Annotated in this window: 26 protein-coding genes, 1 rRNA gene and 1 pseudogene; 7 read left to right on the top strand and 21 right to left on the bottom strand. The window is 69.1% G+C overall.

The genetic code is table 11. The features are described 5' to 3' along the window. Positions 1-92: 92 nt before the first annotated feature. The 3 genes from ACLARN_RS31385 to ACLARN_RS31395 are packed head-to-tail and all read left to right on the top strand — an operon-like array spanning position 93 to position 2,186. Positions 93-485: a DUF4267 domain-containing protein gene (locus ACLARN_RS31385; protein ID WP_409495086.1), complete on the top strand. Its 393-nt coding sequence runs from the start codon at positions 93-95 to the stop codon at positions 483-485. Positions 486-500: 15 nt separating this feature from the next. After that, on the top strand, positions 501-983 hold the full coding sequence (locus tag ACLARN_RS31390) for a cation:proton antiporter regulatory subunit (protein ID WP_409495087.1): 483 nt from the start codon (positions 501-503) through the stop codon (positions 981-983). 6 nt (positions 984-989) lie between these two features. Further along, positions 990-2,186, top strand: coding sequence for a cation:proton antiporter (locus tag ACLARN_RS31395; RefSeq protein WP_409495088.1), 1,197 nt, complete (start codon positions 990-992; stop codon positions 2,184-2,186). Between the two features lie 44 nt (positions 2,187-2,230). Here ACLARN_RS31395 and ACLARN_RS31400 read toward each other — a convergent pair whose 3' ends face one another. Further along, complete coding sequence (locus tag ACLARN_RS31400; RefSeq protein WP_409495089.1) at positions 2,231-2,860, bottom strand: TetR/AcrR family transcriptional regulator; 630 nt, start codon at positions 2,858-2,860, stop codon at positions 2,231-2,233. 68 nt (positions 2,861-2,928) lie between these two features. On the opposite strand from ACLARN_RS31400, the gene ACLARN_RS31405 reads away from it, so the two are divergent. Continuing rightward, positions 2,929-3,762, top strand: coding sequence for a class I SAM-dependent methyltransferase (locus tag ACLARN_RS31405; RefSeq protein ID WP_409495090.1), 834 nt, complete (start codon positions 2,929-2,931; stop codon positions 3,760-3,762). A 59-nt stretch (positions 3,763-3,821) separates the two neighbouring features. Here ACLARN_RS31405 and ACLARN_RS31410 read toward each other — a convergent pair whose 3' ends face one another. The 7 genes from ACLARN_RS31410 to xerD form a co-directional block, all read right to left on the bottom strand. Beyond that, the gene (locus tag ACLARN_RS31410; RefSeq protein WP_409495115.1) at positions 3,822-5,690 is read right to left on the bottom strand and encodes a Xaa-Pro dipeptidyl-peptidase; all 1,869 of its coding nucleotides are present in this window, start codon (positions 5,688-5,690) and stop codon (positions 3,822-3,824) included. Positions 5,691-5,837: 147 nt separating this feature from the next. Beyond that, positions 5,838-6,590 carry a pseudouridine synthase gene (locus tag ACLARN_RS31415; RefSeq protein WP_409495091.1) on the bottom strand — a complete coding sequence of 251 codons (753 nt, stop codon included), beginning with the start codon at positions 6,588-6,590 and terminating at the stop codon, positions 5,838-5,840. Next, positions 6,580-7,245 (bottom strand): SMC-Scp complex subunit ScpB, encoded by a 666-nt coding sequence (scpB, locus tag ACLARN_RS31420; RefSeq protein WP_409495092.1) that lies wholly within the window; start codon positions 7,243-7,245, stop codon positions 6,580-6,582. Before scpB ends, ACLARN_RS31415 begins: the two co-directional genes overlap by 11 nt. Next, positions 7,242-8,177, bottom strand: a complete 936-nt coding sequence (locus ACLARN_RS31425; protein ID WP_409495093.1) for a segregation and condensation protein A — start codon at positions 8,175-8,177, stop codon at positions 7,242-7,244. Before ACLARN_RS31425 ends, scpB begins: the two co-directional genes overlap by 4 nt. Beyond that, positions 8,177-8,602 (bottom strand): cobyrinic acid a,c-diamide synthase, encoded by a 426-nt coding sequence (locus tag ACLARN_RS31430; RefSeq protein WP_409495094.1) that lies wholly within the window; start codon positions 8,600-8,602, stop codon positions 8,177-8,179. The genes ACLARN_RS31425 and ACLARN_RS31430 overlap by 1 nt, the downstream gene beginning before the upstream one ends. Beyond that, the gene (locus ACLARN_RS31435) at positions 8,599-9,615 is read right to left on the bottom strand and encodes a ParA family protein (protein WP_409495095.1); all 1,017 of its coding nucleotides are present in this window, start codon (positions 9,613-9,615) and stop codon (positions 8,599-8,601) included. Before ACLARN_RS31435 ends, ACLARN_RS31430 begins: the two co-directional genes overlap by 4 nt. A gap of 92 nt (positions 9,616-9,707) precedes the next feature. After that, a complete protein-coding gene (gene xerD, locus ACLARN_RS31440) occupies positions 9,708-10,610 on the bottom strand; it encodes a site-specific tyrosine recombinase XerD (RefSeq protein ID WP_409495116.1) in 903 nt (300 codons plus the stop codon). A 112-nt stretch (positions 10,611-10,722) separates the two neighbouring features. Between xerD and ACLARN_RS31445 the strand changes: the two genes are divergently transcribed. Then, entirely contained in the window at positions 10,723-11,193 is a 471-nt protein-coding gene (locus ACLARN_RS31445; RefSeq protein WP_409495096.1) for a DUF1707 domain-containing protein, read from the top strand. Positions 11,194-11,286: 93 nt separating this feature from the next. Here ACLARN_RS31445 and ACLARN_RS31450 read toward each other — a convergent pair whose 3' ends face one another. Beyond that, positions 11,287-11,913 (bottom strand): NUDIX domain-containing protein, encoded by a 627-nt coding sequence (locus ACLARN_RS31450; protein ID WP_409495097.1) that lies wholly within the window; start codon positions 11,911-11,913, stop codon positions 11,287-11,289. Next, the gene (locus tag ACLARN_RS31455; protein WP_409495098.1) at positions 11,910-13,610 is read right to left on the bottom strand and encodes a CTP synthase; all 1,701 of its coding nucleotides are present in this window, start codon (positions 13,608-13,610) and stop codon (positions 11,910-11,912) included. Before ACLARN_RS31455 ends, ACLARN_RS31450 begins: the two co-directional genes overlap by 4 nt. Before the next feature lie 88 nt (positions 13,611-13,698). Here ACLARN_RS31455 and aroA point away from each other — a divergent pair, with 88 nt between their 5' ends. Then, positions 13,699-14,985 (top strand): 3-phosphoshikimate 1-carboxyvinyltransferase, encoded by a 1,287-nt coding sequence (gene aroA / locus ACLARN_RS31460; RefSeq protein WP_409495099.1) that lies wholly within the window; start codon positions 13,699-13,701, stop codon positions 14,983-14,985. Here the strand turns inward: aroA and ACLARN_RS31465 are convergent. Together ACLARN_RS31465 and ACLARN_RS31470 are read right to left on the bottom strand one after the other, a co-directional pair. After that, on the bottom strand, positions 14,982-15,908 hold the full coding sequence (locus ACLARN_RS31465) for an aminoglycoside phosphotransferase family protein (protein ID WP_409495100.1): 927 nt from the start codon (positions 15,906-15,908) through the stop codon (positions 14,982-14,984). The two genes, aroA and ACLARN_RS31465, sit on opposite strands and share 4 nt — an antisense overlap. Positions 15,909-15,931: 23 nt before the next feature. Further along, on the bottom strand, positions 15,932-16,609 hold the full coding sequence (locus ACLARN_RS31470) for a GntR family transcriptional regulator (RefSeq protein WP_409495101.1): 678 nt from the start codon (positions 16,607-16,609) through the stop codon (positions 15,932-15,934). Positions 16,610-16,768: 159 nt separating this feature from the next. Here ACLARN_RS31470 and ACLARN_RS31475 point away from each other — a divergent pair. Then, positions 16,769-16,891, top strand: a pseudogene (locus ACLARN_RS31475) (Asp/Glu/hydantoin racemase); the annotation flags it as partial. Between the two features lie 73 nt (positions 16,892-16,964). On the opposite strand, the gene ACLARN_RS31480 reads toward ACLARN_RS31475, so the two are convergent. From ACLARN_RS31480 to rrf, 9 genes are all read right to left on the bottom strand, one after another. Then, positions 16,965-17,912, bottom strand: coding sequence for a copper transporter (locus ACLARN_RS31480; protein ID WP_409495102.1), 948 nt, complete (start codon positions 17,910-17,912; stop codon positions 16,965-16,967). Beyond that, complete coding sequence (gene steA, locus ACLARN_RS31485) at positions 17,909-19,093, bottom strand: putative cytokinetic ring protein SteA (RefSeq protein ID WP_409495103.1); 1,185 nt, start codon at positions 19,091-19,093, stop codon at positions 17,909-17,911. Before steA ends, ACLARN_RS31480 begins: the two co-directional genes overlap by 4 nt. Before the next feature lie 302 nt (positions 19,094-19,395). Beyond that, positions 19,396-21,192 (bottom strand): DNA repair protein RecN, encoded by a 1,797-nt coding sequence (recN, locus tag ACLARN_RS31490; RefSeq protein WP_409495104.1) that lies wholly within the window; start codon positions 21,190-21,192, stop codon positions 19,396-19,398. Between the two features lie 104 nt (positions 21,193-21,296). After that, positions 21,297-22,208, bottom strand: a complete 912-nt coding sequence (locus ACLARN_RS31495) for an NAD kinase (protein WP_076168003.1) — start codon at positions 22,206-22,208, stop codon at positions 21,297-21,299. Continuing rightward, entirely contained in the window at positions 22,205-23,020 is an 816-nt protein-coding gene (locus tag ACLARN_RS31500) for a TlyA family RNA methyltransferase (protein ID WP_409495105.1), read from the bottom strand. Before ACLARN_RS31500 ends, ACLARN_RS31495 begins: the two co-directional genes overlap by 4 nt. A gap of 4 nt (positions 23,021-23,024) precedes the next feature. Continuing rightward, the gene (locus tag ACLARN_RS31505) at positions 23,025-23,213 is read right to left on the bottom strand and encodes a hypothetical protein (RefSeq protein ID WP_409495117.1); all 189 of its coding nucleotides are present in this window, start codon (positions 23,211-23,213) and stop codon (positions 23,025-23,027) included. Between the two features lie 58 nt (positions 23,214-23,271). Then, positions 23,272-24,261: an HAD-IIA family hydrolase gene (locus ACLARN_RS31510; protein WP_409495106.1), complete on the bottom strand. Its 990-nt coding sequence runs from the start codon at positions 24,259-24,261 to the stop codon at positions 23,272-23,274. Further along, positions 24,254-26,209 carry a hypothetical protein gene (locus ACLARN_RS31515; protein WP_409495107.1) on the bottom strand — a complete coding sequence of 652 codons (1,956 nt, stop codon included), beginning with the start codon at positions 26,207-26,209 and terminating at the stop codon, positions 24,254-24,256. Before ACLARN_RS31515 ends, ACLARN_RS31510 begins: the two co-directional genes overlap by 8 nt. A gap of 164 nt (positions 26,210-26,373) precedes the next feature. Next, a 5S ribosomal RNA gene (rrf, locus tag ACLARN_RS31520) occupies positions 26,374-26,490 on the bottom strand. Positions 26,491-26,658: the final 168 nt, after the last annotated feature.

Below are 26,658 nucleotides of genomic sequence, written 5' to 3' on the forward strand. Positions count from 1 at the left end.
ATATTCATGGTCTAGCGCCGCTAGACAATCTAGCGATACTCCGCTAGCTTATGCAGAGTTCCTAGCACTGCTAGATTTTGGAGTCGGAGACCATGACCAGAATCAAGATCGCTTACGCCTTGTCCGCCGCCCTCGTGCTTTTCGTCCTCTACTTCGGCACCGGATACGTGTTCTTCCCGCAGACCCAGACGGGCGGCTTCGGACTGCCCGCGATGCCTTCCGCGGGCGACCCGATCCTCGCTGTCAAGGGCGTCCGCGACATCGGCACGGCGCTCGTGCTGCTCGCGCTGCTCCTGTTCCGGAACGTCCGCGCGCTGGGCTGGGCGCTCCTCGCGCTGGCGTTCATCCCGTTCGGCGACATGCTCATCGTGTTGACCAACAACGGGTCCGTCGGCGCCGCGCTCGGCATCCACGCCGCGACGTCCGCCTTGATGGTCGTGATCTCGGCGTTGTTCCTGATCCGGCCGAAGCAAAACGGACAGTGAGTTACTGTTGACAACGTGAACGTCGAAGTGACCCCGCTCCCCGGAATAGGCGTCCGCAAGGACTTCGCCACTCGCAACGGCCGTCGCGTAGGCGTCGTGACCCACCGCGATGGGCATGTCGAACTGATCGTGTCCAAAACGGACGATCCCGACGCATGCCTGGCCTCACTTCCGCTGAGCACCGACGAAGCGGGCGCGCTGGCGAACCTGCTCGGCGCGCCCCAGCTCGTCGCCCAGCTCACCGAGGAGCACCGGGATCTGCCTGGCATCAACACCAAGCAGCTCCCGATCAAGTCCTCTTCGCCGTTCGACGGCCGGACGCTGGGTGACACCGCCATGCGGTCGCGGACGAGCGTCTCGGTGGTCGCGGTGATGCGGGCCGGTCAGGTTCACCCCTCCCCCAACCCGGACTTCAACCTCACCGCGGGCGACGTGCTCGTCGCGGTCGGGACCTCCGAAGGACTCGAAGCCGCCGTCAAGATCTTGAAGTACGGCTGATCGCGGATGGATCACACCGCACTGTCCTTGATCGAACTCGGGGCGGTCTTCTTCGGGCTGGGCGTACTGGGGCGCCTCGCCGGGAAGATCGGGATGTCGCCGATCCCGCTGTACCTGATCGGTGGCCTGTGTTTCGGGCAGGGCGGGCTGATCCCGCTCGGCGACATCGGTGACTTCACCCACCTCGCCAGCGAGATCGGCGTCGTCCTCCTGCTCCTGCTGCTGGGCCTGGAGTACTCCGCGGCCGAACTGTTCACCGGGCTGAAACGCTCGTGGATGGCGGGGCTCGTCGACATCGTGCTCAACGCCGCACCCGGCGCGATCGTCGCGCTGATCCTCGGCTGGGGACCGATCGGCGCGATCGTGCTGGCGGGCGTCACCTACATCTCGTCGTCCGGGATCATCGCGAAGGTACTCGGCGACCTCGGACGGCTCGGTAACCGCGAAACGCCGGTGGTGCTGTCGATCCTGGTGTTCGAAGACCTGGTGATGGCGCTGTACCTGCCGATCCTCACCGCGGTACTCGGCGGCGTGAGCTTCCTCGGCGGGATGAAGGCGGTCGGGATCTCGCTGATGGTGATCACCGTCGTGCTGGTGATCGCGCTGAAGTTCGGCCGGTACGTCTCCGCGGCGGTGGACAGCCCGGACCGCGAGGTGTTCCTGCTCAAGGTCCTCGGCGCGGCACTGCTGGTCGCGGGCCTGGCTTCGGCGATGCAGGTGTCGGCCGCGGTCGGCGCGTTCCTGCTCGGTATCGCGATCTCCGGTTCCACGGCGGAGAACGCGACGCACATGCTGGAACCGCTGCGGGATCTCTTCGCGGCCGTGTTCTTCGTCGTGTTCGGCCTCAATACGAACCCCGCGTCGATCCCGCCGGTGCTCGGCTGGGCGGTCGTGCTGGCGGTGGCGACCACACTCACGAAGGTGGGCACCGGCTGGTGGGCCGCGCGGAAGCAGGGCATCGGGAAGATGGGCCGGGCTCGCGCCGGAGCCGCGCTGGTGGCGCGCGGTGAGTTCTCGATCGTCATCGCCGGGCTGGCGGTGGCTGCGGGAGCGGTGACCGGCGAACTGGCGGCCCTCGCGACGGCCTACGTGCTACTGATGGCGGTCCTCGGCCCGACGGCCGCGCGGATCGTCGAGCCGGTGGCCCGCGCTCTGCAGCGGAAGTCGTTCGGTTCGAAGAGTCCCGCCTCGCAGGCTGGCTGACTCCGCTCACACGCGCCAGGAACGGTCCGTTCATTGCAGGGGAATCAGTCGCGCTCGAGCAACTGCGCGGCCAAGAGTTCCTCCACCCAAGGCTCCCAGTCGCCGGGAGCCCAGGCGCGATCACGAGTCAGGATCAGGAACAACTCTGGACTCAGCACGGCATAGAGGATGTCCGCTGCCTTCTCGACCGCGAGATCGGTCCTGACACCAGACTTCTCCAGCAGAGCCTTCGCCGCCGCGGCGTGCACGGCGTGGCGCGGGTCTTCGCGATCAGGCCAGAGCTCGCGCAATTCGGGGTGGGCGGCGGTCGCGGTGCGAACCATGTCGGTGACGGCGGCGACCCGTTCGAGCACGGCGCGGCTACCTGTGACGAGGGCGGTGAGGGCCGTGCGTGCGTCCGGCGCGCCCATCACCTGTGCGAACCATGGCCGCTCCATCGTCGCCACCGGACTGTCGTCGCCGGCGATCGCGACGTCGACCAGTTCCTTCAGCAACGTCGGCTTGTTGCGGAACGTGAAGTAGATGGTCTGGACGGCCACTCCCGCCCGGTCGGCGACCTGCTGAAGCGTGGTCGCCCCGTAGCCGTCGGCGAGGAAGAGTTCTTTGGCGGCCGCGATGATCCGCCGCCGCGTTTCCGCCGCCCGCTCGGCCCGGGCACCCTTGACACCGCTCATGATTGGAGTCTATCTCTAGAGTCAATCACTAGAGTCCGACTCTAGTATCGACGACGATGAGGTGTCCCATGGTGGCGATCGCCAACCGGCAGCAGGCCGAAGCGTGGAACGGCTGGGAGGGAAGGCTCTGGGCGGATCACCCCGAGCGTTACAACGGAATGATGGAAGCCTTCGACGCGCCGCTTTTCGCCGCCGCGAACATCGAAGACGGTCATGCGGTCCTGGACGTGGGCTGCGGCGCCGGGCTCACCACCCGGCTGGCCGCGAGAAAGGCCGGAAACGGGCACGCACTGGGTATCGACATTTCGGCGCCGCTGGTGGAGCGGGCTCGTTTGGACGCGGCGGCCGAGAACATCACCAATGTCGAGTTCGTCCAGGGAGACGCGCAGGTACACCCGTTCGAAGGGCCTGGCTTCGACGTCATCATGAGCAGGGGTGGCGTGATGTTCTTCGCCGATCTGGTGGCGGCGTTCGGTCACCTTCACGACGCGCTGGCGCCCGGCGGCCGGCTCGCCTTCGTGGGACCGCGGTCAGGCGACGTCGACAGCGCCTACGCCCGCGCGACAGCGGCTCTCGCGCCCTACCTCCGCGAGCCCTCCCCTGCCGCCCGCGGCATGGGTTCGCTGCTGGCCCCCGAGCGGATCACCGAAGTGCTCACGGCGGCGGGCTTCCGTGACAGCGAGATCAGCCCGGTGGACGCGGACATGAGCTTCGGCGCGGACGCCGACGACGCGACGGAGTTCGTCTTCTCGATGGCCCCGATCCAGCACAACCTGCGGAGCGTGGACGCGACCTCCGTCGCAGGCCTCCGTGACCGGGTACGGGACGCGCTCGGCGAATTCGAGACTCCGCGGGGAGTGCGGATCCCCGGCGGGGTTTGGCTGGTGACCGCCGGGCGTTGATGTTATGAACGGGACTTTCATTGCAAAATTTGCAATGAAAGTCCCGTTCATAACATTCGCTACCCGCGCTCAAGCCCCGAAAGGGTGGCCGGAGCGATCTGCGCCGGAGCCGCCGGAAGCGCGGCCGGAACAGCCGACGGACCCGCGCCCGAGACCGGCAGCGCGAGCGACGTCTTACCCAGGTCCACCGTGATCTTCGGGTACTGCGAAGGCCCGCCGATGAACGAACCGTCCGTCCCGCCGATGATCAGCGCGAGCTGATGTCCTTGCGGGACAACGTGATCGGTACTCGCCAGCCGGAACGTCATGGTGTACGGCTGCCCGGGCGTCAGCGGCGATTCCTGGCTCAGCGAACGGTAGTTGGCCAGGTCGGCCCACCCGCGGCTGATGATGTTCAGCCCGACCGAAACCTCGTCGGTGCTCGTGTTCAGGTAGCAGGCGTCATTGCCGGAAGCGCTCGATCCCCAGCACGACTGGGTCAGCTCGTTCTTGATACCTTCCTTCGGCCCGGTGTAGTTCCGGATGGTCGCCGGGCCGTAGTCCACCAGGATCGCCGAGAGCCGCGCGCTGGACGTCGACGGCGTCGCGGTCACTGTCACCTTCGACGTCCCGGAGACGTGCAGGTCCTTCGCGAGCGCGCCGGTGCTGAACAACACGCGTCCGCTGGAGGTCTCGGTCGGCCGTGCCGCCCAGCCGTTCGATGTCTGGCCGGAGGAGTCCGTGAACGAAGCCGTGCCCGTCCCGGCGGTCGTGCCGAGCGTGCCGACGCCCGGGGTGGCACCGGACGCGGGGCGCAGGGTCACCGCGCTCCCCGCCGGCCAAGCCGCCTGGTCCACCCAGACGTCGGGGGCGCGTTCCACGCTGGCGCCCGGCGTCTTCTCGATGTCGTTGTCGACGCCGAGCAGGTAGTGGTCGAACCACTTGTGCAGCGTGTCGACCCACGCCGAGCGCCGGTAGTCGAACGGGTCGACGTGCCCGGCCTGCGTCAGCCACACCTTGCGCTCGACCTTCAGCGCTTCCCACCACTGCCCGAAGTTGATCGTCTTGACGTTGAGGTCGCCCAGGCCGTGCGAAGCGAGCACGCTGGCCTTCACCTTCGACGCGCTCTGCACGTGGTCGCGGTCGAGCCAGAACGCGTTGTAGTCGCCGTTCGCCGTCGCGCCTTCGGTGAGCTTCCGGTTCGCGCCACTGCAATTCTGGCCGCCGTTGCGCCGGGAGACGGTCTGCGCCAGCCCGGCCGGGCTGCCCTGGCGCAGGCTCGCGCCGTCGGAGCGGTAGTAGTCGTACCAGGAGCTGATCGCGCCGATCGGCACGATGGTCTTGAGCCCGTCGACGCCGGTCGCGGCGACACCGTTGGCGATCGTGCCGTCGTAGGACTTCCCGATCATGCCGACCGCGCCGGTCGACCACGTCGCGTTCGTCCTGGCGGGTCCGGTCGCCGTCGTGTAGCCGTTGGCGCGGCCGTTCAGCCAGTCGACGACCTTGCGCGCCGAGTTGACGTCCGAGAGCCCGCCGACGTCGGTGCAGCCGCGGGATTTGTTGGTACCGGCCAGATCCACCAGTACCACGGCGTATCCGCGAGGGACGAAGAAGTTGTCGTAGTAGAGCGGGAACCCGACCGGCCTGCCCGCCGAGTCGTAGGTCTTGAGTTCGCTCTCGTTGCCCCGCCCGCAGCACGAGTAGTACGGGCTCGCGTCCATGATGACCGGGACCTTCTTGCCCTGCGCCGCCGGTTCCTTCGGCCGGATGATGTCGGCGGCCACCCGGTCCGAGCGGCCGTCGCCGTCCCCGTCGAGCCCGATGTCCACCCAAGCCGTCTCGCGGACGGCCTGGGCGAAGTCGTAGATCGGTTCGCTGCCCCGCGGTTTCGCCGCGGCCTGCGGCGCCACGACCACGGCCGCGGCGACCGCCAGAAGCCCTGCCAGCACAACTGCTTTCACGGTTGAGCCCTTCCCCGTCGGCTGAAAGCCCGTCAGGAAGAGCTAAACGCGATGATCACCCGCGCAGTAGAGCGGAAAGTCTTACAGTCAGGCGCAGCCTGTCCGTTGAGGGTGGTGGCGGGGCGGGGTCCGGGCTTACAGATCGACCGCGCGATAGAGCGAACCGACCTCGCCGCGGTTCAGCCGCCGGATAGAGCCCGACCGCTGAGCACCGAGCTGGACGTCGCCGAGCGCGGTCCGGACCAGTTTGCGCACCGGGTGCCCGGTGGCCGCCATCAGCCGCCGCACGACGTGCTTGCGGCCCTCGTGGATGACCAGTTCGATCTGGGTCCGCCCGGCCAGCATGTCCTTGACCCGGAACTGGTCGACCTTGACGATGCCGTCCGGCAGCTCGAAGCCCGCCCGCAGTTCCTTGCCGAGCCCGCGCGGGACGATGCCCTCGACCTCGGCGAAGTAGGTCTTCAGTACCTGGAACGACGGGTGCATCAGCCGGTGGCCGAGGTCGCCGTCGTTGGTGAGCAGCAGGAGGCCTTCGGTGTTCTCGTCGAGCCTGCCGACGTGCACGATGCCGGGCGTCTCCTCGTACCGGCCACGCAGGTAGTCGCCGACGCACGGGCGGCCGCGGTCGTCGCTCATCGTGCTGTGCACGCCCTTGGGCTTGTTCAGTACGAGGTAGACGAGGTCCTCGCGGACCTGGACGCGGGTGCCGTCGACGTGGATCACGGAGTTGTCCGGATCGACCCGGCGGCCGAGTTCGGTGACCACCTTGCCGTCCACGCTCACGCGACCGCGCACGATCAGGTCCTCGGCCGCGCGCCGCGAGGCGATGCCTGCCTGCGAAAGGACCTTTTGCAGCCGAATGCCGTCGGGATGCGGGTCAGATGTCATCGATGGTGTCCACTTCGGGTAGCAAAGGAGCGATCGGGGGAAGGTCGGCCAGGGACGACAGCCCCAGTCGCTCCAGGAACAGCTCGGTCGTCACGTACAGCGTGCCAGTGGTTTCGGGGTCGGTCCCCATCTCCTCGATCAGGCCGCGTGCCAGCAGCGTCCTGATCACCCCGTCCACGTTCACACCTCGGACGGCGGCGACCCTGGCCCTGGTCACCGGCTGCCGGTAGGCGATCACGGCGAGGCTCTCCAGTGCGGCTCGCGTCAGCTTGGAACGCTGGCCGTCGAGCAGAAGCTTCTCCACGAACGGGGCATAGACGTCCCTAGTGTAGAACCGCCACCCTTCGCCCACTCGGCGCAGGTCGATTCCGCTGGCCCGGTCGGTGAACTTCTGCGCCATCGTGCGCAGCGCGACGGTCACTCGCGACTCGGGCTGCCCGATGGTGTCGGCGAGCGACTCCTCGTTGATCGGCGAGTCCACGACCAGCAGCAGCGCCTCGAGGGCGGCTTCGAGCCTCTCGTCGGAGGTGACGTCGGGGTAGTCCCCGTCGCCTGCCGCGACCAGATCCGGCTCCGGCTCCGGCGCTGGCTCAGGGGCCTCCACGCCGTCGGTCGTTCCGGGCGCTTCGGTCTTCTCGGTCTCTTCGGGGCTCACCCGTACTCCTCGTCCTCGACGACGGCCAGGTCGTGTTCGGCCGCCACCGACGCCTCCGCCACGGACCCGCCGGTCCAGCGCACGTGCAGTTCGGCGAGCGCCTCCAGCTGCTCGAACTGGACCGTCGCCTCGCGATACAGCTCCAGCAGCGCGAGGAACCGCGCCACGATCTCGACGGTGTGCTCGCAATCCTCGATCAGCTCGCTGAAAGTCGCCTCGCCCAGTTCCGCGAGCTTGAGCCGCAGCTGCGCGGCGTGTTCGCGCACCGAGACCCGGCCCATGTGGATGTGCGCGATCGACACCGTCGGCGGCGGCTTCGGTTTGAAGACCGCGACAGCGATCTCGGCGAACTTCGCCGTGTCGACGCCGAGCATCACCTCGGGCAGCAGACCCATGAACCGGTCTTCGAGCGCGACCGACCGCGGGTACCGCCGCAGCGCGCCGGCCTCCAGCTCGCCGAACAGCGCCGCGACCTGCTTGTACGCCCGGTACTGCAAAACGCGCGCGAACAGCAGGTCCCGTGCTTCGAGCAGGGCGAGGTCGTCTTCGCTCTCCACCTCGGCGGCGGGCAGCAGTCGCGCGGCCTTGAGGTCGAGCAGGGTGGCCGCGATGACCAGGAACTCGGTCGTCTCGTCGAGGTTCCATTCCGTGCCGAGCGCGCGGGTGTAGGCGATGAAATCGTCCGTGACCCGGTGCAACGCGACTTCGGTGACGTCGAGCTGGTGCTGCGAGATCAGCTGGAGCAGCAGGTCGAAGGGGCCCTGGAAGTTCGCCAGGTTCACCTTGAACTTGGACGTGCTCAGCTCTTCATTGGCCAGTCCTTCGGGGACCATCCCGCCGTGCACGGTCTCGTGCACGGCGGGGGTCTCGTCTGCCTCTGTCCGCTCGACCGGCTCTGGGCCGCTGGGAGCAGCCTCGGCCGGGTCGTCCATCAGCTCTCGGTCTCTTTCCCGTCCTCGGTGCCCGCCCGCAATCGCTGGACGAGTACCGACTCCTCGCCGCCCGCGTCGAAATCGGCGAGCAGGACGGCCACCGCCTCACGGACCAGCCTGCCGCGGTCGAGCACGAGCCCGTGCTTCGCCCGGAGGTTCAGCCTGGCCTGCTCCATCGCCAGCAGTTCGTCGCCGGAAACGTAGACGGTGATCTTCGCGTCGTGCTTGGTCCGCCCGGAACCACTGCGCGCCGCACGGGTGAGCTGTTCCTTGTGTGCCTGTCCCGCCCCGTTCTCCGTGTCGTGCCCGTTGCCGTTCCCCGTCGAGGGGGCGGGCTGCTCGGGTGCGGGCGGGAGATCCAGAGCCGGGCTGGAGGTGATCCTGAACAGTTCGGACGCTCCTGGCAGGGAAGCTCGCCTGCTCACCGAGCGATCACCTCGCGGGCCAGCGCGCGGTAGGCCGCCGCGCCGGCTGATTTGGGGGCCCAGGTCGTGATCGGCTCGCCCGCGACAGTCGTCTCGGGGAACCGCACGGTGCGGTTGATCACCGTGTCGAACACGATGTCGCCGAATGCCTCCACCACTCTCGCCATGACCTCCTTCGAGTGCAGGGTTCTCGGGTCGTACATGGTGGCGAGAATCCCGGTGATGTCCAGTTTGGGGTTGAGGCGTTCCTGCACCTTCTCGATGGTGTCGATCAGGAGCGCTACGCCTCGCAGACTGAAGAACTCGCACTCCAGCGGGATGATCACACCGTCCGCGGCGGTCAGTGCGTTCACCGTCAGCAGGCCTAGCGAGGGCTGGCAGTCGACAAGAACATAGTCGTAGTCGTTCATGACCGGACGAAGGACCCGTAACAAAGTGTGTTCGCGCCCTACCTCTGCGACCAACTGGACCTCGGCCGCGGACAGGTCGATGTTGCTCGGCAGCAGGTCGACGCCGTCCACCCGGGTCTTCCGGATGACGTCGGTGATGCTGACCGAGCGCTCCATGATGACGTTGTAGACCGTCTGGTCCAGCTCGTGCGGCTGGATGCCGAGGCCCACCGAAAGCGCGCCCTGTGGATCGAAGTCGACCAGCAGTACCCGGCGGCCGCATTCGGCGAGCGCCGCACCGAGGTTGATGGTCGAGGTGGTCTTGCCGACGCCGCCCTTCTGATTGCACATGGCCATCACCAGTGCGGGGCCGTGCCGTTCCAGTACCGGCGGTTCGGGGATCTCGCGGAGTGGACGGCCGGTCGGCCCGATGCCGTCTCTCTCGAGTTCTTGCTGCTTGGTTTCTTTGGCGCGCTTGGCCTTGCGGCCACGGGAAGAGATCGTTTCCTCCGACGGTTCGTCGCCGTCGTGTTCGGCGGGGGTTGCGATGGTCACCTGGCTGAGGCTCGCCGCGGCCGAACCGGCGGACGCGGACGGCTTCGCCGGCTCGTTCGGTGTCGACATAACGCGAAAGCTCCTCTTCGGCAGGATCCTCGGCAGCCTATGCTCGATTCGCGAATCGAGCCAAAGAGGCTCGCCGTGACCGACAGGGTCGATTAGCCGAGCGCGCGGGGGTGTGCTGTCGCGTAGACCTCGCGGAGCGTGTTGACCGTGACCAGCGTGTACACCTGGGTGGTGGTCACCGAAGCGTGGCCGAGCAGTTCCTGCACGACGCGGACGTCGGCGCCGCCTTCGAGCAGATGCGTGGCGAAGGAATGGCGCAGCGTGTGCGGGGAGACGCCCGCCGTGATGCCCGCGGATTCCGCCGTGTCCTTGAGAACCTGCCACGCGCTCTGCCGGGAAAGCCTGGAGCCTCGGACGTTGAGGAACATCGCCGGTGTCCCCCTGCCGTGCGTCGCGAGCGCCGGCCGCGCGCGGACGAGGTAGGCGTGCACCGCTTCGAGCGCGGGACGGCCGATCGGCACGATGCGCTGTTTGCCGCCCTTCCCGTCGAGCAGCACGGTCCGTTCGTCGTCGTCGATGTCGTCGACGTCGAGCCCGACGGCTTCGGAAATCCGCGCGCCGGTGGAGTACAGCAGTTCCAGCAGAGCCCGGTCCCGCAGCGGCCGCTCCCCTTCCGGTGGCGGGGTTTCCAACAGTCGCAGCACATCGTGCACCGGCAACGCCTTGGGCAGCCGCTTCGCCGCGGCGGGCGGCCGGACCTCGCGGGCCGGGTCGTTTTCGGTGATGCCGTCGGCATGCGCGAACTTGTGCAGCCCCCGCACCGCGACGAGCGCGCGAGCCGCCGAGGACGCGGCCAGCGGCTGGTGCTCTTCGTCGCCTTCACGCAACGCCGCACCGAACGAGGTGACGTGTGCGGGGGTGACGTCGGTGAATCGCTCGACGTCGGCGCCGCCGAGGTACGCGGTGTACCGGCGCAGATCGCGGGAGTAGCTGTCGAGGGTGTTCCTCGCGGTTCCGCGCTCGACCACCAGATGGTCGAGGTAAGCGGCGACCACCTGGGCGACTCCGGCAGCCCGTGACACACGGACACTCTAGGACGACCGCGACCCGTTCGGGGGTTCGCCGCGCGTACCGCGTCGCAGGTGTGAAACGGGATACCTTGGGACCATGTCTTCGGAGGAGATGCGCGTCGGCACCGCCGAGCGCGAGGAGGCGGCGCGGCTACTCGCCGACCACTACAGCCAGGGAAGGCTGACGCCGGACGAATACGAAGGCCGCGTCCTCGCCGCGTACGAGGCCGTGACACTCGGCGAACTCCGGCCGCTCTTCCAGGACCTGCCCGCGCCGCTGCCGAAGTGCCTGGGGCCGTCGCCATTCGCGCAGCCGGTCCACGTCCACCGGCAACCGGTCCCCATCCTGCCGTCCTCGCCGAAGTCGAAGGTCGCCGCCGGGGTGCTGCAGATCGTGCTGCCGTTCGGGACCGGGCGGTTCTACACCGGCCACATCGGGCTCGCGCTCGCCCAGCTGGCGGTCGTGGTGTTCACCTGCGGCATCGGCGCGGTCTGGCCGATGGTCGACGGGATCGTCCTGCTGGTGAACGGCGGCACCGACTCGCAGGGCCGCCTGCTCCACGACTGAGCCGCTCACCCAGGAGGAAAAAGCTGCAATGAAGGACGCTTTCATAGCAAATTTTGCTATGAAAGCGTCCTTCATTGCAGCACGCGAAGCGACCTAGAGAGAGCGCGAAGCGAACTTCGTCGGCCGGTCCTCCCAAGGCGCGTCCGACGGCCGCGAAGAAGCGGCGCCTGTGAGCACCGCGTGCGCGGCCAGCACACCGCCGACGGTCGCCCCGTTCACCAGCTCACCGGCCAGCGCCATCCGGACCGCCTCGGCGAGCGGGAACTTCGCCATGACGAGGTCGGCCTCCTCCTCGCCGAGGATCTCCCTGTCCACTTCGGACAGTTCCCTGGCGAGGTAGACGCGCACGACCTCGTCGGTGAACCCTGGCGACGCCGCGACGTCGACGAGGGTCTCCCAGCGCTCGGCGCTGAGCCCGACCTCCTCGACCAGTTCGCGTTTCGCCGCGCCGACGGGGTCCTCCCCCGCCTTGTCGATCAGGCCGGCGGGCAGTTCCCACAGCCGCCGCCCGATGGGGTGGCGGTACTGGTGGATCAGCGTGACCGAACCCTCCGCGTCGAGTGCGACGACGGCGACCGCGCCGAGGTGCTCGACGACCTCGCGGCGCGCGGTGCCGCCACCGGGCATCACGACCTCGTCGACCCGCAGCCCGACGACTCGTCCGATGTGGACGTCCCTTGTGGACGCCACGGTGAACTCGTGCTTGCCGGGTTCGGTCACCGGGTGGCCGCGGGGGTCTCGGCCAGCTCGACCGGGAGCCGCTCGGCGACCTTGCGGTCCACGACGGCCTTCACGAACGCGCTGAACAGCGGGTGCGGGCGGGTCGGGCGGCTCTTGAGCTCCGGATGCGCCTGGGTGCCGACGAAGAACGGGTGCTTGTCGGCGGGCAGCTCCACGAACTCGACGAGGTGGTCGTCGGGCGACGTGCCCGAGAACACCAGACCGGCCTCGGAAAGGCGCTTGCGGTAGGCGTTGTTGACCTCGTAGCGGTGACGGTGCCGCTCGGAGACCTCGGTGCTGCCGTACGCCTTCGCGACCTGCGAGCCCGGCTTGAGCTTGGCGATGTAGGCGCCGAGCCGCATCGTGCCGCCCATGTCACGTTCGCCCGCGACGACGTCGCGCTGGTCGGCCATCGTGGAGATGACCGGGTTCGCGCCCGCGTCGTCGAACTCGGCCGAGTTCGCGTCCTTGATCCCGGCCAGGTTCCTTGCCGCGTCGATCACCATGCACTGCAAGCCGAGGCACAGGCCCAGCAGCGGCAGCCCGTGGGTGCGGGCGTAGGCGATGGCGCCGACCTTGCCCTCGATGCCGCGCACGCCGAATCCGCCCGGCACCAGCACACCGTCCACATCGGACAGCGCGGCCGCGGCACCGGCCGGGGTCTCGCAGGAGTCCGAGGGGACCCAGGAGATCTGGACCTTGGCGCGGTGGGCGAACCCGCCCGCGCGCAGCGCCTCGGTCACCGACAGGTAGGCGTCCGGCAGGTCGATGTACTTGCCGACGAGCGCGACCCGCACCGTCTCCGACGGGTTGTGGACGCGGTCGAGCAGATCGCCCCACACCGTCCAGTCGACGTCGCGGAACGGCAGCCCGAGACGGCGCACCACGTAGGCGTCGAGCGCCTCACGGTGCAGCACCTTCGGGATGTCGTAGATCGACGGTGCGTCGGGGCAGGCGATGACGGCCTCGGTGTCGACGTCGCACATCAGGCCGATCTTGCGCTTGAGGTCCTCCGGCAGCTCCCGGTCGGCGCGGCAGACGAGCGCGTCGGGCTGGATGCCGATGTTGCGCAGCGCGGCGACCGAGTGCTGGGTCGGCTTGGTCTTCAACTCGCCCGACGGTGCGAGGTACGGCACCAGCGAGACGTGGAGGAAGAAGCACTGATCACGGCCGACGTCGTGGCGGACCTGACGGCAGGCCTCCAGGAACGGCAGCGACTCGATGTCGCCGACGGTGCCGCCGACCTCGGTGATCACGACGTCCGGGCTGTTCCCGTCCTCGTCCGCGCCCGCCGCGGCGGTGATCCTGGACTTGATCTCGTCGGTGATGTGCGGGATGACCTGCACGGTGTCGCCGAGGTACTCACCACGGCGCTCCTTGGCGATGACCTCGGAGTAGACCTGCCCGGTGGTGACGTTGGCCTTGCCGTCGAGAGCCCGGTCGAGAAAACGCTCGTAGTGCCCGATGTCCAGATCGGTTTCGGCGCCGTCGTCGGTGACGAACACCTCACCGTGCTGGAACGGGTTCATCGTGCCTGGATCGACGTTGAGGTACGGATCCAGCTTCTGCATCGTGACCCGGAGCCCACGTGCGGTAAGGAGCTGACCCAGGCTGGAAGCCGTGAGTCCCTTACCCAGAGAGGAGGCAACGCCTCCGGTGACAAAGACATACTTGGTAGCCCGCGACTGAAGTCCCACGGGCTTCCACCTTATCCCACGCCCGCCGAAGCGCTCACCGGCCACGCCGCAAGCGTCCGATGGAGTGGAAAACCGCTACCCTCGCGGCGTGACAGACGCGCACGACACCTGGACCGCACCGGTCGCGGAAGGCCCGCTCGACGCGGACATCCGCGTCCCCGGCTCGAAGTCGATCACCAACCGGGCCTATGTCCTCGCCGCGCTCGCCAGCGCGCCGACGCGGGTGCGGGCCCCGCTCGACTCGCGGGACGCGCGGTTGATGCTCGGCGCGATCTACGCGCTGGGCGCCCACTCGCAGGGCAGCATCGGCGGCTATCTCGTGCATCCGCTCGGCCCCGGCCGTGTCCATCCCGATGAGACCGTCCGGGTGGAACTCGGCAACGCGGGCACGGTCGCCCGCTTCACCCCCGCGCTCGCCGCGCTGGGCACCGGCCCGGCACTGTTCGACGGGGACGAGGCCCTCCGGCGCCGTCCCATCGGGCCGCTGCTGAAGGCGCTGCGCGGCCTCGGCGCCCGCATCGACGACGACCGCCGCGACGCGGTGCCGTTCACCGTCCACGGCGAAGGCGGCTTGCGGGGCGGCAAGGTCGATCTGGACGCCTCGGCGTCGAGCCAGTTCCTGTCCGCGCTGTTGCTCGCGGGACCGTCGTTCCAGCAGGGCGTCACCGTGCGCCTGGTCGGCGGCGCGGTGCCCAGCGAACCGCATATCGCGATGACCGTGGAGATGCTGCGCCGCTTCGGCGCCACTGTGGACCGTGAGGGCGCCGAATTCCACGTCGCCCCGACACGGCTTTCCTGCCCCGAGTACATCGTCGAGCCGGATCTCTCGACGGCCGCCCCGTTCGTCGCCGCGGCGCTCGCGACCGGCGGCATGGTGCGGATCGCGGGCTGGCCTCAGCAGACGACCCAGCCGGGAGACTGGCTCCGCAGCCTGGTGCCCGTCCTCGGCGGCACCGCCGAACTCGACGCGGGCGGCCTGACGGTCACCGGCGGCGGCACGATCCCCGGCGTCGAACTGGACCTGCACGAGGTCGGCGAACTCACCCCGGTGATCGCCGCGCTGCTGTGCTCCGCCGAAGGCCCGTCGGTCATCTCCGGGGTGGCGCATCTGCGCGGCCACGAGACCGACCGGCTGACCGCGCTCGCCACCGAACTGTCGTCGCTCGGCGCCGACGTCCGCGAGACCGAGGACGGGCTGCGGATCACACCGGCGCCGCTGCACGGTGGCAAGTTCCACACCTACGACGACCACCGGCTCGTGATGGCGGCCGCGGTGCTGGGGCTGAAGGTCGAAGGTGTCGAGGTGGAGAACCCGGGGACGGTCGGGAAGACCTACCCCGGATTCGCCGAAGCCTGGACCGCGATGCTCGGCTAACCGGGGAACGGCGTCTCGCGCCACTGGTCGATCATCGGCTTGAGGCCGTCGACGAGCATCGGCAGCTCCGGTGCCATCGCCAGACAGGCGACCACCTGCAACAGGCCCACCGCCTCCAGCGTCCGCAATACGCCGTCGTCGACCTTGCGCAGCCCTGCTTCTTCGGCGGCGGCGTTGTACGCCTCGATGCCCTCGGGGCCGTTGAAGGTGAGGTCGCGCTCGATCGGGCCGCGGTTGACGAGTTCGAAGTCGGCGTAAAGGTCGCCTTCGGTGGTGACGATCAGGTTGTAGCCCGGCGAGTCGCCGTGGATCGGCTGGACGGTGACACCGGGGAAGGCCTCGGCGAACGCCTCCTCCGATTCGAGCATCGGCCGGAACACGTCCCATTCGCGACGGGCGCGGTCGAGGTCGGCGGGGGCGAGCAGATCCGGCCGGTCTTCGAGCTGGGCGAGAGCGTCGGGGATGAACGGATCGAGTCCGTTCAGAAACTCCAGCTCACCCGGGTATTCACGGAGCGCCGCGTGCAGCTTCGCCACGAGCTTGGCCGAGTGCTCCACACTGAGGTTCGCGTCCTCGACGAACTCGATGTACTCCCAGAACGTCATCGAGAAACCGTCGCGCTGCACGGGTTCCGCCGGCACGAGCGGACTTGGCGCGACGACCGGGAGCCCCTGCCCGGCGAGCCAGCTCGCGACGGCGAGTTCGCGCCGCTGGTCGGCCAGTTGTGTCTCCAGGGTGGTCGTGCGCGGCAGCACGGTCGGCACGCGCACGACCACGGGCGAAGGCGCCAGCCGCACGATGACGGAGAAAACGTCGTAGAGGACCTCGGGTTCGGTGACGGTGATGCCGAGGTCTCGTCCCGCGGCGACCGCGGCGGCCACCGCCCGCGCGGTGCGGGCGGCCCGTTGTTCGTCGGTGATCATGTCGCGAGTCTGACATGTCCGGTTCACCCGGCGGAGCGTTCTCCGTCATCTTCGGGGAACAGCGCCTTCAGCGTGACCTCCCGGTTCACCCGCACATGTTCGACGGCGTGGGTCCGCGCGTGGTCCGCGTCGCCCGAAGCGATCGCGTCGTAGAGGCGACGGTGCTCGTCGAGCAGCTCGCCCCAGTGCTCGTTCTGGCTGGTGAGCCAGCGCAGCCTGCCCTCGAGCGGGCGGAGGATCTCGTGCAGGAGCCCGTTGCCCGCCAGCGCGACGATCTCGTCGTGGAAGCGGGTGTTGAGCAGGGTGATCCGGGCCGGATCGCCGTTTTCGGTGGCACGCGCGGCTTCCGCGAGCAGGCGTTCGAGCGCACGGAGTCCCGGTTTGTCCGCCCTCTCGGCGGCCAGCCCCGCGGCGAGGCCTTCCAGGGCTTCCCGGACGTCGAACAGCTCCTCGACGTCGGCCCTCGCCAGCTGCCGCACGACGATGCGCCGAGGCGACTGGACGGTGAGGAAACCTTCGGCCTCCAGGCTGCGGATGGCCTCGCGCACCGGAACCCGTGAGACACCGAGGTCCTCGGCGAGCTCACGTTCGACGAGCCGGTCTCCCGGCTTCAACCGCCCGGTGAGGATCCGTTCACGCAGCTCGCCCCGGACCCGTTGCCGGGTCGCGGCCAGCGGCTGGCGCGGTCCTTCCTCGGCCACCGGATCTCCCCTCAACGCAGCCGTAACAGCTTGTAACCCGAGTTTATCGGCAGAAACCTTGGCGACGAGCCACCGCGGGATGGTATTTGGGATACCAAATCGACCCAGCGTTTGTCGTCACCCGTCGATCCGGAGACCCGCATGACCGCCGCCCCAGATACCCGGTCCGGTGCCGGGCTCGGCGTCCTCGAACTGACCGCCGGTCGGCGCGCCCGGGACGCGGGCGCGGAAGTGCTCGTCCTCGGCTATACCGGGATGACGGGCCTCGATCGCACTCTGGCCCACGCAATTCGGCACCTGATTGCGATGCCCGCACGCGGCAAGTACCGCAAGTAGGTGCCGAATTGCGAAGGGGTCAGTTGCCTTCGGCGGCGATACCGGGCGCGGGAGCCTGGGCGTTGCCCGCGATGCCGTAGCGGCCGGCCCCGCCTTCGAGCTGCTCCCGCAGCGCCATGATCGTGGTGACCCGGCCCGCCGAGGTCTCCGCGTTGTCCACAGTGGACAAGATCGAGGTCGCCGAAGTGTCGGCGCGGACGACACCGATCGCGCCGGTGCCGTCGGCGGATCCCGCGTCACCGGCCAGAACCGTGCCCGCGCCGGAGCGGTCGAGCTGCGCGGCGAACCGCGCGACGGTCGAAGCACGGTCACCGGCGCCGTCACCGGTGTACTTGGAGCCGGTGAGCACGATCGCGAGCTGCGCGGGCTTGACGTCCTGGCCGGCCTTGAGGAAACCGCCGTCGGTGAGGCCGCCGAGCGCGGCCGCGAGTTCCACCGGCGTGGACTGCGGCTGCGCGTTGTCCTTGTTCAGCAACGCCACGGAGCCGAGCAGGGCACCGGCGAGAGTTCCGGGATCGCCCGCGGTCGGGAACTGGACACCGGCGGGCTGCAAGCGGGTCACGACGTCACGCAGCTGATCGGACCGCATCGGGTCGGAGAACGCCTCGGTCAGCTGGATCTCGCCGGTGACGGCGGCACCGGCCTGCCCGACGAGCTGCTTGAGCGCGTCGCGGTCCGCGGGCTTCGCGTCCTCTGTGGTCACCAGCACCACCGAACGCTTGTCCAGCTGACCGGCGACGACCTTCGGCCCCATCGCCCCGGCGAACGCGTCCGCGTCACCGAGCCGGGCGTTCAGCGAATTGCGCTGCGCCTCGAGATCCGCGACCTGGGAACCCAAGTCCTCCTTCTGCCCGGCGAGACCGGACAGCAGCGAACCGTTCAGCGCCGTGGATCCGAGCACGACCCCGATGGCGAGCGCCAGGAAACAGGCGGCGATGGAAACAATGTGGTACCGCAGTGAAATCACGTGAAAAGTCCCTTGCCCCAGGCGATGAACGAGTTCCAGGTGTCGCGGATCCAGTCGAGATAGACCGAACCCACGTCCGAGACGAGCAGCGCGGCCGCGACGGCCACCAAGGTCGCCAGTACCAGCAGGACGATGGCGCCGATCGACACCCGGCTGCGGTGCAGGGTCGCGACCGCCTTGCCGTCGACCAATTTCGTGCCGAGCTTGAGCCTGGTGAGGAACGTCGACGGGTTCGACCCGGACCGGCCGTGGTCGAGGAATTCCCGCAGCGTCGCCTGGAAACCGACGGTGACCACGAGGCTGGCTTCATGCGCGTCGGCCAGCAGCAGCGCCAGGTCCTCGGCGTTACCCGTGGCGGGGAAGGTGACCGCGCCGATCCCGAGGTCCTGGATCCGCTCGACGCCCGGCGCGTGGCCGTCCGGCTGCGCCGGGACCACGACCTCGCCGCCACTGCGCAACGTTTCCGCGCCGATCCCATGCGGGTCGCCGACGATGACGTCCGGCTGGTAGCCCTGCGCACGCAGGGTGTCGGCCCCGGCGTCGACACCGATCAGCACCGGCCGGTGCTCGGAAATGTACTTCTTCAGCTTCTTGAGGTCTTCGGCGTGCCCGTTGCCACCCGCGACCACGAGAGCATGCCGGTCCTTCAACGGAACCCGGATCTCCGGTACACCGACGCCGTCGAGAATGAGGCTGCGTTCCCGGCGGAGGAACTCGATCGTGTTCGCGGAGAACGCCTCCAGCTGGGTGGACATCCCGGCCTTGGCCTCGATCATCAGGTCCGCGACGCTTTCGCGCGTCTGCTGGACCCCCGACCCGAGCTGCCGCTCACCGAGATAGACGACGCCCTCGTGCAGGCGGAGTTTGGTGCCGTCCTTCACCTTGCGCAGCAGTTCACCGCCGACCGAATCGACCAGCGGGATCCCGGCCTCGAGCAGGATCTCCGGGCCAAGGTTGGGGAACCGGCCGGAGATCGACGGCGAAGCGTTCACCACCGCCGCGACTTCGGCCTCCACCAAGGCATCGGCCGTCGACCGGTCGAGATCGAGCTGGTCGAGGACGACGATGTCGCCAGGGCTCAGCCGGCGGAGAAGCTCACGCGTACGCCTGTCGACCCTGGCGACGCCGGTGATCCCGGGGAGGGTCTCTTGGTTACGCGTGAGCAAGCCGGTGAGCTTCATGCGACCGATAGTGACAAATCCGCGCGGCCTTCCGCGTCCGCCACGCCGAAGAAACCACGCCGATTAACCCACACCCGGTCGCGCTACGCCGGTTGTCCCACGAAGGGGTTGACCCGGTTTCGGAGCGTTATTCCGCCTGCGCTCGCAGGCGGCTGCGGGCAGCCGGTGCAGGGGGTCGTCGGGGCTGTCCGGCTGCAATGAAGGGGCCTTTCATAGCAAATTTTGCTATGAAAGGCCCCTTCATTGCACACCTGAGGTGCCCAGGTCCACGTGGCAGGCCGCGAGCGGACTAAGGCCCCGCACTATTTCGCCTTCTTGCGCTTTCCGCCGCGACGGGTCTTGGGCTTGTCCGGCGCGCTCTTGTCGGCCTCGGCGACGGCGAGCAATTCCTCCGCGTGCGCCCGGCCGGTCTCGGTGCTTTCCATTCCGGCGAGCATCCGCGCGAGTTCGACGACGCGCTCGGATTGTTCGAGCACGCGTACGCCACTGCGGGTCACCCCGCCGCTGGTGCCCTTGTCCACCACCAGATGCTGATCGGCGAACGCGGCCACCTGCGGCAGGTGCGTGACCACCAGGACCTGGTGACTGCGCGCCAGCCGCGCCAGCCGCCTGCCGATCTCGACCGCGGCGCGGCCGCCGACCCCGGCGTCGACCTCGTCGAACACCAGTGTCTGCACGGTGTCGGCGTGTGCGAGGACGACCTCGATCGCCAGCATCACGCGGGAAAGCTCACCGCCGGAAGCGGCCTTGTGCACCGGCAGCGGTGGTGCGCCGTTGTGCGCGCGCAGCAGCAGTTCGACGTCGTCGACGCCGTCGGGTCCGGCATGCACGAGCCTGCCTTCGACCTGCACCGCGTGCGCGTCGCTCTCGTCCACGGTGCGCCGCTCGACGGTGATCTCGATCTCCGCCTGCCCCATGGCGAGCCCGGACATCTCCGAGGTGATCGCCTCGGCCAGCTCGGCGGCGGCCTCGACCCGTGCCTCCGACAGGCGGAGCGCGTGTTCGGCGAGCGTCACCGCGAGTTTGTCCCGACGGGAAGCCAGTTCGGCCAGTGCCTCTTCGGAGGTGTCCATCGTGGACATCCGGCGGCGGGCGTCGTCGGCCCAGGCGAGCACACCGTCCACATCGGCCGCGTACTTGCGTGTGAGCCGCTTCAAGTCGGACTGGCGCGCGAGCACCTTCTCCAGCAGCGCGGGGTCGGCGTCGAGCGTTTCGAGGTAGCTGCCCAGTTCGGTGCCCACTTCGGACAACAGCACCGAGGCTTCGTCCAGCCGGGGCCCGAGTTCACGCAGCACGGCGTCCTCGGAACCGTTCAGGTGGCGTGTCGCCTCCCCGATCAGCCCCAGCGCGCCGGGCGCGTCCGGATCCCCGTCGGCCGAACCGGCGACGGCGGCGTGCGCCGCACTCGACGCGGCGCGCAGTTCGTCGACGGCGGCGAGCCGCTTGATCTGCTCGGTGAGTTCGGTGTCCTCGCCGGGTTCCGGCGCGACGGCGTCGATCTCGGCGAGACCGTGCCGCAGCAGGTCGGCCTGCTGGGCCATCTCACGAGAGCGAGTGGACCGCTCGGTCAGTTCGGCGACGACGGCGAGCCATTCATCCCGCACGGCGCGGTACTGCTCCAGCGGTTCGGTGACGGCCTCGCCGGCGAACCGGTCGATCACCGCGCGCTGCTCGGCGGGCCGCAGCAGGCGCAGCTGATCGTTCTGCCCGTGCACCGCGATCAACTGCTCGGACAGGTCGGCCAGCACACCGACCGGCACCGAACGGCCACCGAGGTGGGCCCGTGACCGGCCGTCGACCGAGACCGCGCGCAGCGCGATGACGCTGCCGTCCTCGTCGACCTCCGCCCCGGCGTCGGTGACGATCCGGGTGGCGCCCTCGGCGCCGCCCAGCTCGAATCGGCCTTCCACGAAGGCCTTCAGCATTCCCGTTCGCACCTTCGACACTTCGGCTCGGCCGCCGGAGAGCAGGTGCAACCCGCTGACGACCATCGTCTTGCCCGCACCCGTCTCACCCGTGACCACGGTGAAGCCCGCGTGCAGTTCCAGCAGGGCGTCCTCGATGACTCCGAGGCCCTGGATGCGCATCTCGGCCAGCACGACGCCCACCGTAGCGGCCCACCCCGACGGTTACTGCACCCGCCACGTTATGAACGGACCGTTCATAACAAATTCTGTTATGAACGGACCGTTCATAACACTGGTCAGCGGGCGTGCCGCTCCCGCCAGCCCTTGATCGGCAACGAGAACTTGTGCACCAGCCGGTCGGTGAACGGGCCTTCCCACAGCCGGATCAGGCGCACCGGCACCTTGCCGCAGGTGACCCGCACGGCCGCACCGGCGGGAAGATCGAAGGTCCGCGATCCGTCGCAGGTCAGGACGGCCGGAGAGCCGTCCGGATCGATGGCGACGGTGATCTCCGAGTCACGGGAGACGACCAGCGGCCGGGAGAACATCGCGTGCGCGTTGCTCGGCACCACCAGCAGCGCCTGGACGTCCGGCCAGATGATCGGCCCGCCCGCGGAGAACGCGTACGCCGTCGAGCCGGTCGGAGTGGCACATAGGACACCGTCGCAGCCGAAGGACGATACGGGCCTGCCGTCGACCTCGATGAGTGCGTCCAGCACCCGCTCCCGCGAGCTCTTCTCGACGCTCGCCTCGTTGAGCGCCCAGGTGTGGACGGTCTCCTCACCGTCGACGGTGACCACCACGTCGACGGTCATCCGCTCTTCGACCTGGTAGTCGCCGTCGACGGCGCGCTGGACGGTGTCGGCCAGCTTGTCGGAATCGGCCTCGGCCAGGAACCCGACCCGGCCGAGGTTCACGCCGAGCACCGGGACACCGTTCGGCCTGGCAAGTTCGGCGGCCCGCAGCAGCGTGCCGTCGCCGCCGAGCACGAACACCAGCTCGGTCCCGGCGGCCGGGTCCTGCTCCGGGGCCATGACCGTGCAGGGCGCACCGATCCCGCCGTCCGCCTCCAGCATCTCCCGGACGTCCTCGTCGAGGACCCGCAGCCGCACACCGGCCTTGGCGAAACGGGCCGAAACCTCGCGTGCCGCGTCCCGGGTCGCGTCCCGGTCCGGGTGCACGACGAGCAGCACCTCGCGATCGCTCATTGGGGTCCCTCCAGGACTGCGGTCCGGACGAGCCGTTCGGCGTCGGTGCCGACGGTCTCCCCCGCACCGCGGGTAAGCCAGACGAAATATTCGACGTTCCCGGAAGGCCCGGGAAGCGGGCTCGCCACGACGCCACGCAGGTTCAGGTCCAGCTTCTCGGCCTCGGCGAGCACGCCGAGCACCGATTCGGCCCGTAGGTCCGGATCACGGACGACGCCACCGCTGCCGAGCCGGTCCTTGCCGACCTCGAACTGTGGTTTCACCATCGGCACCAGATCGGCGCCGTCCCGCGCGCAGGCGGCCAGCGCGGGCAGGACGAGTTTGAGCGAGATGAACGAGAGGTCCCCGACCACGAGATCGACCTGTCCGCCGAGGTCCTCCGGGGTCAGGTTGCGAACGTTCGTCTTGTCGAGGACGACCACGCGGTCGTCGGTGCGCAGGCGCCAGTCCAGCAGGCCGCGGCCGACGTCGGCGGCGATCACCGTGGTGGCGCCGTTGCGCAGCAGGACGTCCGTGAAGCCACCGGTCGAGGCGCCCGCGTCGAGGCAGCGCTTTCCTTCGGTGGAAAGACCTTGCGGAGTGAAGGCTTCGAGCGCACCGAGCAATTTGTGCGCGCCGCGCGAGGCCCAGCCGGGATCGTCTTCGTCGCGCACCACGATCGGCGCACCGGACTCGACGCCGGTCGCGGGTTTGGTGGCCACCATCCCGCGCACGCTGACCTTGCCCTCGGCGATCAGCGCGGACGCCTGCTCGCGGGAGCGGGCCAGACCCCGCCGGACGAGCTCCGCGTCCAGGCGGGCGCGTTTGGGCACGCGGTCAGACCTTGTCGATGGTGGACAGCGCCACCGTCAGCTCGGTGTGCACGGCTTCGAAGCGTTCGACGTGCTCCGAGAGCGGGAGCGAAGCGAGGTCGTCGAGACCGGCGACGGCCTCGTCGACCCCGGCACGGGGGTCCGTGTCCTGCTGAGAAAACTGGTCGGCCTGTACCGGCGGCGGGCCGGGCACCGGAGGCCGCGGAACGGGCTGGAAGTGGTCTTGCACCCCACCAAGTTAGCAGCGCTGGTCAGGCGAGGCGCAGCTCGCCGAGCGCGGCGCGGGCGGTGTCGCCCACACCACGGACCTCGGTGATCCCCGACTCCCAGGCCACCGCGCACAACGCGCGCAACAGGTCCAGGGAGTCGCCTTCACCCTCGGCCTCGAGCACGTCACCCTGTGCGGTGACGCGCCAGCCGTCCTTCGGCCCGACCTCGAGCAGATCCGCACGGTCACTCAGACCGGTCAGGTCGTGCGCGAGGTAGCGCGGACGCTCCTCGAGCCTCGCCTTGAGCAGGGACGCCGCGTCGGCGACACCGGTGAGGACGCAGAGCGCGTCGATCCCGGCCGCGACCGCACCTTCGATGTCGGTGTCCAGCCGGTCACCGACGACCAGGGCACGGTCCGCGCCGGCGTCCTTCGCCGCCGTCGTGAACAGCAGCGGTGCCGGTTTGCCCGCCACCAGCGGGTCGGCGCCGGTGGCGTGGCGCAGAGCGGCGACCATCGACCCGTTGCCCGGCAACAGACCGCGTTCGGTCGGCAGGGTCGCGTCGACGTTGGTCGCCACCCACAGCGCGCCCGCGCGGATGGCGAGACACGCCTCCGCGAGAGCGGCCCAGGTGTTCTCCGGAGAGTGTCCCTGCACCACCGCGGCCACGTCCGGACCGGCTTCCCGCACGGTGCGCAGCCCCACCGACTCGATCTGGGCGGCCAGGGACTCCGTGCCCACGACGAGCACGACGGCGCCCTGAGGCAACCGCTCACCCAGCAGGGCGGCGGCGGCCTGAGAGCTCGTGTGGACCTCGTCGGGGGTGGCGGGGAGTCCGAGTGCCTCCAGATGCGCGGAGACCTCCGCGGGTGCCTTGGAGGCGTTGTTCGTGACCCACCGGACGGCGGTGCCGTGGTCCCGAAGCGCCCGGAGAGCTTCCGGAGCGCCCGGGACCACTTTGCTGCCGTGATAGACCGTGCCGTCGAGGTCGAACAGGACCGCGTCGTACCCGGCCGACAGGGCGTCAGCCATTCGTGAGCTCCGCGGCGCGCTCGGCGGCGTCGGTCTCGTCCTCCTCGTCGGCCTCTGCCGCGTTCAGGAACCAGCGGACCGCTTCGTCCTTGCGGTCGGCGGCGGCGAGGTTGTCGGCGTAGGCGTAGAACAGCCGGGCGCTCCACGGGTCGCGCTTCTCCGCCTTGAGGTCGTCGCCCTGCAGGGAGACGACGGCGGCGTCCAGCTGGCCGAGGTCACGGCGCGCGCCGGCGGCGACGATCGCGAGTTCGATCTGGGTCGCCTTGCCGAGACGCTCCTTGTCGACCTCCTTCGCGAGGTCGAGCGCCCGCTCCGGGCGGCCGATGGCGCGCTCGGCGTCCGCGATGATCGCGATGTGCTCGTCGGATCGGGTCATCCGGCGGACGGCCCGCAGCTCGGACAGCGCCTCGGACCAGAGTCCCGAGTGGTAGGCGACCAGGCCGAGCGCCTCACGGACGATCGGGACCCGCGACGCCTTGGCCTTCGCGTACTTGGCGTGCTCCATCGCGGCTTCCGGGTCTTCGTCGATCAGACCGCCCGCGGCGACGAGGTGCTTGCCGACGGTTTCCGCGAGCGCCTTGGGCAGCGTGCGGAGTTCACGGCGGACCTCTTCGTCGAGGTCGGAGAACTCGATGCCCTCGGGCAGTTCCGGAGCCGACAGCAGCTCACGCGCCATGGTCTCGTCGTCGACCGGCCGGTCGTCGGTGCGAGGCGTGGCGCGGAAGTCCTTGCGGCCCTCGGAACGGTCACGCTGAGGACGGTCGTCGCGCTTGCGCTCGAACCGGCCTTCGCCGCCACGGGAGTCACCACGCTTGTCGTCGTAGCGCTTCTCCGGGCGATCGGAGGAAGGCTTCCGGTCGGGACGGCTGTCGCGGTCGCCATACGACTTGCGCTCGTAGCCACCGCTGCTGGGGCGACGGTCTCCCGAGGAGGGGCGCTTGTCGTCACGGCGGTCGCTGTTGTAGCCACCGGTACGCGAACCACCGCGGTCGTCATGATCGCGGTAGGACGGACGACGGTCGTCGCTGCCGCCCCGGTTGTCGCGGTCGCCGTACGACTTGCCCTGGGGACGTCCTTCGTAGCGGTTGCCGGAGGGGCGGTCGTCGGACCGGCCGCGGTTGTCCGAGCCGTAGCCGGAACGGGCCGGGCGGCTGTCGGAGCGCTTCTCGTACCGGCCTTCGGAACGATTGTCCGAACGGCTGTCCGAACGATTGTCGGACCGGCTATCGGAGCGGTTGTCGTAGCGACGCTCGGGACGGCTGTCGGACGAGCGGTACCCGCCGCGGTCTCCACCACGACTGTCACTGCCCCGGTTGTCACTGCCCCGGTTGTCACTGCCGCGACTGTCGCTACCTCGGTTGTCGCTGCCGCGGTAGCCTCCACGGTCGCTGCCGCCGCGGTAGCCCCCACGGTTGTCACCCCCACGGTTGTCACCCCCACGGTTGTCACCGCCGCGGTAGCCCCCACGGTCGCCGCCGCGGCTGTCGCCACCGCGGCTGTCCGAGCGGTAACCGCCACGGTCACTGCCGCGGTTGTCCCGGCTGTCGCGCCGGTCATCGGAGCGGTAGCCGCCACGACGATCGTTGTCGCGGCTGCCGGACCGGTCGCCGGCACCAGGGCCGCGACGGTCGTCGTTGTTGTAGCGCGGGCGGTTGTCGTCACGCCCCTGGCCGGCGAACCTGCTGCCGCCGGAGCGCTGGTCGCGGGGACCATCGCCACTGCGCGCGGGCTTGCCGGCGTAGCTGCCCGTACCGCGGGCACCGTGGTCGTCACGGCGCGGGCGGCCCTGGTAGCCGCCGTCGCGACCGCCCCGGTCCTGCCTGCCGCCGGCGGAACCACGCCGGTCACCTCGCTGCGCGTCAGACCGGCCTCCGCGGGGACTCTCGTCCCGGCGGCCCGACCGGCCGGACGCGCCATCATCTGAGTCACGTCGACCGAACTCGGACACTTGGCCTCCTGCCACTATGGAAAAGTTTTCGATACCGGCGACACCCACTGGGCGCGCCAACGGACCACTGTAGTCCGTCCTTGGACATGAAAAGAGGCAGGGCCCTGACCGGGGAGAACCTGTCAGAGGTTCTCGACCCTGGTCAGGACCCTGTCCTGAAGTTAGTCCGGCGGTGTCCTACTCTCCCACAACCCTTCGGTTGCAGTACCATCGGCGCTGTCAGGCTTAGCTTCCGGGTTCGGAATGGGACCGGGCGTTTCCCTGACGCTATAACCACCGAAACACTGTGAAACACTCCCGCACCGACCACCTGTGTCAATACGGTGTGTGGTGTTTCAGAGCTGTAGAGTGGATGCGTAACATCTTTGTGGGCAAGTCCTCGGCCTATTAGTACCAGTCAACTCGATAACACATTACTGTGCTTCCATTTCTGGCCTATCAACCCAATG

The organism is Amycolatopsis sp. cmx-11-12 (assembly GCF_046269425.1).
Classification (GTDB): Bacteria; Actinomycetota; Actinomycetes; order Mycobacteriales; family Pseudonocardiaceae; genus Amycolatopsis.

What these genes read in the sequence shown, in the direction of transcription:
- ACLARN_RS31385 (WP_409495086.1), top strand. Translation starts at nt 93, where the DNA reads ATGACCAGAATCAAGATCGCTTACGCCTTGTCCGCCGCCCTCGTGCTT.
- ACLARN_RS31395 (WP_409495088.1), top strand. Translation starts at nt 990, where the DNA reads ATGGATCACACCGCACTGTCCTTGATCGAACTCGGGGCGGTCTTCTTC.
- ACLARN_RS31400 (WP_409495089.1), bottom strand. Translation starts at nt 2,860, where the DNA reads ATGAGCGGTGTCAAGGGTGCCCGGGCCGAGCGGGCGGCGGAAACGCGG.
- ACLARN_RS31405 (WP_409495090.1), top strand. Translation starts at nt 2,929, where the DNA reads ATGGTGGCGATCGCCAACCGGCAGCAGGCCGAAGCGTGGAACGGCTGG.
- ACLARN_RS31415 (WP_409495091.1), bottom strand. Translation starts at nt 6,590, where the DNA reads ATGACATCTGACCCGCATCCCGACGGCATTCGGCTGCAAAAGGTCCTT.
- ACLARN_RS31425 (WP_409495093.1), bottom strand. Translation starts at nt 8,177, where the DNA reads ATGGACGACCCGGCCGAGGCTGCTCCCAGCGGCCCAGAGCCGGTCGAG.
- ACLARN_RS31435 (WP_409495095.1), bottom strand. Translation starts at nt 9,615, where the DNA reads ATGTCGACACCGAACGAGCCGGCGAAGCCGTCCGCGTCCGCCGGTTCG.
- ACLARN_RS31445 (WP_409495096.1), top strand. Translation starts at nt 10,723, where the DNA reads ATGTCTTCGGAGGAGATGCGCGTCGGCACCGCCGAGCGCGAGGAGGCG.
- ACLARN_RS31465 (WP_409495100.1), bottom strand. Translation starts at nt 15,908, where the DNA reads ATGATCACCGACGAACAACGGGCCGCCCGCACCGCGCGGGCGGTGGCC.
- steA (WP_409495103.1), bottom strand. Translation starts at nt 19,093, where the DNA reads ATGAAGCTCACCGGCTTGCTCACGCGTAACCAAGAGACCCTCCCCGGG.
- ACLARN_RS31495 (WP_076168003.1), bottom strand. Translation starts at nt 22,208, where the DNA reads ATGAGCGATCGCGAGGTGCTGCTCGTCGTGCACCCGGACCGGGACGCG.
- ACLARN_RS31510 (WP_409495106.1), bottom strand. Translation starts at nt 24,261, where the DNA reads ATGGCTGACGCCCTGTCGGCCGGGTACGACGCGGTCCTGTTCGACCTC.